Origin of the sequence: Nonomuraea aridisoli, assembly GCF_003236395.1 — a bacterium.
GTDB classification, from domain to species: domain Bacteria; phylum Actinomycetota; class Actinomycetes; order Streptosporangiales; family Streptosporangiaceae; genus Nonomuraea; species Nonomuraea aridisoli.
This window is the reverse complement of record NZ_POUD01000464.1, coordinates 1-3,746: the sequence shown is the minus strand read 5'-3', so window position 1 is coordinate 3,746 and position 3,746 is coordinate 1. Positions and strand designations below refer to the sequence as shown.

4 protein-coding genes and 1 pseudogene are annotated in these 3,746 nt (G+C 73.2%); 2 read left to right on the top strand and 3 right to left on the bottom strand.

The annotated features are described in order from the left end of the window. The first annotated feature begins 75 nt into the window (after positions 1 to 75). Positions 76 to 612, top strand: a complete 537-nt coding sequence (locus C1J01_RS46810) for a cysteine dioxygenase (protein ID WP_111185463.1) — start codon at positions 76 to 78, stop codon at positions 610 to 612. Here the strand turns inward: C1J01_RS46810 and C1J01_RS46805 are convergent. Next, positions 575 to 1,252, bottom strand: a complete 678-nt coding sequence (locus C1J01_RS46805; RefSeq protein WP_111185461.1) for a (2Fe-2S)-binding protein — start codon at positions 1,250 to 1,252, stop codon at positions 575 to 577. The genes C1J01_RS46810 and C1J01_RS46805 overlap by 38 nt on opposite strands. Positions 1,253 to 1,254: 2 nt before the next feature. After that, positions 1,255 to 2,427, bottom strand: a complete 1,173-nt coding sequence (locus C1J01_RS46800; RefSeq protein WP_111185459.1) for a CynX/NimT family MFS transporter — start codon at positions 2,425 to 2,427, stop codon at positions 1,255 to 1,257. Between the two features lie 68 nt (positions 2,428 to 2,495). Here C1J01_RS46800 and C1J01_RS46795 point away from each other — a divergent pair, with 68 nt between their 5' ends. Then, positions 2,496 to 3,485, top strand: coding sequence for a LacI family DNA-binding transcriptional regulator (locus C1J01_RS46795; protein ID WP_369122773.1), 990 nt, complete (start codon positions 2,496 to 2,498; stop codon positions 3,483 to 3,485). Here the strand turns inward: C1J01_RS46795 and C1J01_RS46790 are convergent. Next, a pseudogene (locus C1J01_RS46790) lies at positions 3,482 to 3,746 on the bottom strand (MFS transporter); the annotation flags it as partial. The gene C1J01_RS46795 and the pseudogene C1J01_RS46790 sit on opposite strands and share 4 nt — an antisense overlap.

Here is a 3,746-nt window from a genome sequence, read left to right as displayed (position 1 = left end):
CCTCGGCACCGCCGCCGACCACGCCATCAAAGTCACCAACCCCCGCCGCCTATTGAATAGAAAGGAGTCTCTTACATGAGCAACCAGATCCAGGGCGGGGGCGTCTGCGCCGGTCTGCCGGAGCGGACGCTTGACCGGCGCGAGCTGCGTGAGCTGGTCGACACGCTGGCCACGCGGCCCGAGGAGTGGAGCGCGGAGGTCGACTTCCCGGAGGACGGCGGGCGGCACTACGCCTCGCTCTACCGGGACGCGTACGTGGACGTCTGGTTGCTGTGCTGGCGGCCCGAGGACGACACGGGCTGGCACGACCACGACATCTCCTCAGGAGCCGTGCACGTGGTGCGGGGCGCGCTGCGGGAGTGCAATCCGCGCATCGGCGGCGAGCACCTGGAGACGGTGGTCACGGAGGGGCAGTCGTTCTCGTTCGGGCCGGACCACATCCACCGGCTCACCGGGGCGGTGGACGAGAGCGTCTCGATCCACGCGTACTCGCCGCCGCTGTGGCGGCTCGGGCAGTACTCGATCGACGGCTCGGGGGTGATGCGGCGCGTCTCGGTGAGCTACGCCGACGAGCTCAGGCCGATGGACGAGCCGGTCGAGTCGGTGGCCTGAGCACGCAGCAGCTCCCGCAGGGCTCCACGCCGGGCAGGGTGATCCACAGGCAGCAGGTCCTGCGGAAGTAGCCCTCGCCGGCGGGCTCGATCAGCCCGTCGACCGGCGGCCCGATGTCGCGCAGCAGCCGCAGGTAGTCGCCGGGCACGATCGAGGTCAGCGGGTGGGCGATCGCCTCCGCCGTGGAGCCCCACAGCGTGCGCTCACCCACCTTGGCCAGCGCGTTGACGGCCCGGATCAGCGGCAGCTGCGACTCCTGGAGCGCCCCGGCGATCGCGCCCGCGCCGTCGCCCCAGCTCACACGCGTGGCCGCGATCGTCACCCCGGCCCCGGACACCTTGAAGTACGTCTCCGCGAGCCGCATGAGCGGCACCCGGCCGTCCAGTGCCCAGCCGAGCGCCATCGGCAGGGTGTGCCAGTAGCCGTAGGTCTTCCAGAACAGCGCCGCGCCGACGTGCCTCGGGGCGTTCCAGCGCGCGGCCGTCTCGTCCACCAGCTCCGCCAGCAGTGTGTACGGCTCCCGCACCAGCTCGCCGACCGGTGTCCAGGTCTCGTCGGGCTCGATGACGAGGCCGGGCTCGACCCCGATCACCCCGCCGCGCTCGTCGGCCAGCCGCTGGAGTGTCTCGGTCAGCACCATGGTCAAAGGGTAGCCTTGCCTAAAGTCGCGGGGCGCCCGGCGAACCAGCCGGCCACGATCTGCACGACCAGCACGCCGAGCCCGGTGACCAGCGGCACCGTCCAGCCGCCCGACACCTGCCGCAGAAAGCCGAACACCAGCGGCCCGAACGCCGCGATCACGTACCCGACCGACTGGGCCACGGCCGACAGCGCGGTCACCGCCGCCGGGTCGGCCGGCCGCAGCGCGATGATGAGCAACGCCAGCGCGAACGAGGCCCCCTGCCCGATCCCGAGCACGACCATCCAGAACCACGGCACGGTCGTGGGCACGAGCAGCACGCCGAGATAGCCGGCCACGGTCAGCAGCCCGGCCCCGACGACGTACGGCACCTGCGAGGCCCGCCGGCCGGCCAGCACGGGGACGGCGAGGGTGGCGCCGACCTGGACCAGGTTCGTCAGGCTGAGCAGGTAGCCGGCCTGGTCGGCGGGCAGGCCGGCCTCCAGGAAGATCGTCGGCAGCCAGGCCAGCATGACGTAGAAGGTGAGCGACTGCAGGCCCATCAGGGCGGTGACGTACCAGGTGACGCGGCTGCGCAGCACCGTGGCGAAGGGGCGGGGGCCGTTCGCGGCGCGTTCCTGGCGGCGCAGGGCCTGGGGCAGCCACAGCAGGGCGGCCAGCAGCGCGGGCAGGGCGAGCAGGGCCGAGACGCCGCGCCAGCCGTACCCGGTGGCGTGTTCGAGGGGGATCACCACGGCGGAGGAGATCGCGGCGCCGCCGACCACCATGGAGACGTAGACGCCGGTCATGAGGTGGACCCGGGTGGGGAAGTGGTGCTTGACGATGCCGGGCATGGACACGTTCATGACGGCGATCGCGGTGGCGGCCAGGGCCGAGCCGAGGTAGAGGGCGGGGGCGCCGTCGAGGCCGCGCAGCGACACGCCCGCGGCGATCACGACCAGCCCGGCCAGCAGCGTGCGGTCGAGGCCGAAACGGCGGGCGAGCAGCGGGGTGAGCGGGCCGAACACGCCGAGACAGACCACCATGACGGTGGTGATCGCGCCGCCGCCCGCGGGCGTGAGGCCCACGTCGTCCATGATCTCGTCGAGGAGGGGGGAGACGCCCGCGATGGCGGGGCGCAGGTTGAGCGCGGCCAGTGCGAATCCGGCCACGAGCAAGACGGATCTCAACGACATAGTGGAACACTCTGGCACACCTGCTTGACAACGTTGTCCGCCCCTCCCGAGTGCGCGATGATCCTGGTGTGAGACCGACGATGAAGGACGTCGCCTCGGCGGCCGGCGTGGCGCTCAAGACCGTCTCGCGGGTGGTGAACGGCGAGCCCGGCGTCCATCCCGAGACCGCCGAGCGGGTGCGCGCGGCCATCGACCTGCTCGGCTACTCCCGCAACGAGAGCGCCCGCGTGCTGCGCAGCGGGCGGACCGCCACGATCGGGCTGGTCATCGAGGACGTCGCCGACCCGTTCTACGCGGGCCTGAGCAGAGCCGTCGAGGACGTCGTCATCGAGCACGGGTGCCTGCTGCTGAGCGGCTCGTCGGGCGAGGAGCCCGGCAGGGAGCGCGAGCTGGTCGAGACGTTCTGCGCGCGGCGGGTCGACGGGCTGATCGTGGTGCCGGCCGGTGACGACCACTCCTACCTGCGGCCGGAGCTGGAGGCCGGCACCGCCGTGGTGTTCGCCGACCGGCCGCCCGAGCCGGGGATCGACGTCGACACCGTGCTGGCCGACAACGCCGGCGGGGCCCGGCGGGCGGTCCGCCACCTGCTGGAGCACGGTCACCGCAGGATCGCCTTCCTCGGCGACGACCCGGCGATCTTCACGGCGGCCGAGCGGCTGCGCGGCTATCGCGAGGAGCTGGGCGAGCTGTTCGATCCCCGGCTGGTGTCGATGCGGTCGCCGTCGGCGGTGGGCGTACGCGCCGAGCTGGACCGGCTGTTCGGGCTGGACGACCCGCCGACGGCGCTGTTCACCGGCAACGGCCGCTACACCGTGACGACGCTGCGGGCCCTGGAGAGGCGGCGGGTGGCGCTGGTCGGGTTCGACGACTTCGAGCTGGCCGACCTGCTCGACCCCGGGGTGAGCGTGGTGGCGCAGGATCCGGCGCGGATGGGGCAGGTGGCGGCCGAGCTGCTGTTCCACCGCCTGACCGGCGACGCGGGCCCGTCCCAGCACGTCGAGCTCCCGGTCCAGCTCATCATCCGCGGCTCCGGCGAGCTCCCGGCCGGCTCGATCTAGATCGCGGCCCGTTCGGGGGCAGGGCGGAGGGCCGGGGTCAGGGCGAGGGCGACGAGGACGCCGGCGGCGCCCGCCACGGCGATGGCCTGCGCCGGGGCGATCACCTCGCCCAGCGCGCCCACCAGCGCCGCGCCGGCCGCCTGGCCCGACATCAGCCCCGCGGTCTGCAGCCCGAACGCCTGCCCGCGCACCTCCTCCGGCACCGCGTCCACGAACCGCCGCTGCAACCCCAGCTGGTACGCCAGCCCGGCCCCGGCCACC